Origin of the sequence: Terrabacter terrae, from assembly GCF_039529575.1 — a bacterium.
Classification (GTDB): Bacteria; Actinomycetota; Actinomycetes; order Actinomycetales; family Dermatophilaceae; genus Terrabacter; species Terrabacter terrae.
Window position 1 is genome coordinate 1 of the sequence record NZ_BAAANB010000019.1, and the last position, 823, is coordinate 823.

1 pseudogene is annotated in these 823 nt (G+C 74.4%); it reads left to right on the forward strand.

Annotated elements, in window-relative coordinates:
• Positions 1-823: pseudogene (locus ABD194_RS09040) on the forward strand (hypothetical protein); the annotation flags it as partial.

Below are 823 nucleotides of genomic sequence, written 5' to 3' on the forward strand. Positions count from 1 at the left end.
GAGGAGCAACAGCTCGCACGCACGGTGACGAGCGCGCCGGTCCCCCTCAGTGCCGACCAGGTGGTCGCGCAGGAGATCGCCTGGGCGACCGGCGTCGGCGCCGGGGAGGTCAGCCGGCGGCTCGAGCTCGCCACCGCGGCCCGGCGCCACCGGGTGCTGCGCGAGCGGCTCCGAGCCGGCACCGTCAGTCTGTACCGCGCGCTGCGCGTCGTCGCCGAGACTCGGGAGCTGGCCGACGACGTCCTGTCAGACCTCGAGTCGGCGGTGCTCGCGCCTGCGCCTGACGGATCGATCGCCTCCCAGCGCCTCTTCGCATCACGTCTTCAGCGTTGCGTCCGCTCGGCAGATGGCCGGTCGCAGGAGGAGCGACGCCGTGCCGCCACCAGGCGCCGAAGCGTCCATGGCCGCATCGTCGAGGACGGCATGGGCACCTTCACCGTCGTCGCCCCCGCCGAGCGGGTGGTTGGCGTGCTCGACCGCGTCGATGCCGTGGCGCGGGCCGCCCGCGCTGCTGGAGACCCTCGCAGCCTCGATCAGCTCCGCAGCGACTTCCTCTGCGACCTCGTGCTCTTCGGCATCGTGCCGCCCGCCACCTGTGGCGCCGGTTCCTGCGCCGGGGCGCCGGGCCCCGCAGGGTCCGAGCCCGGTGGGCCCGGCGTCGGCCCGTTCGGGCTGCATCCCTCCGGTCCCGACCCATCCGGACTCCGCCCGTCTGCAGATGGGCCGTTCGGCTCCCCGACCTCGGGTGGTCTCTCCGGCGCTGGCCTTTCGGCCGGCGATGCGCACGACGAGCCTCGCAGTGGTGTCGACGGCCGCTTCCTGT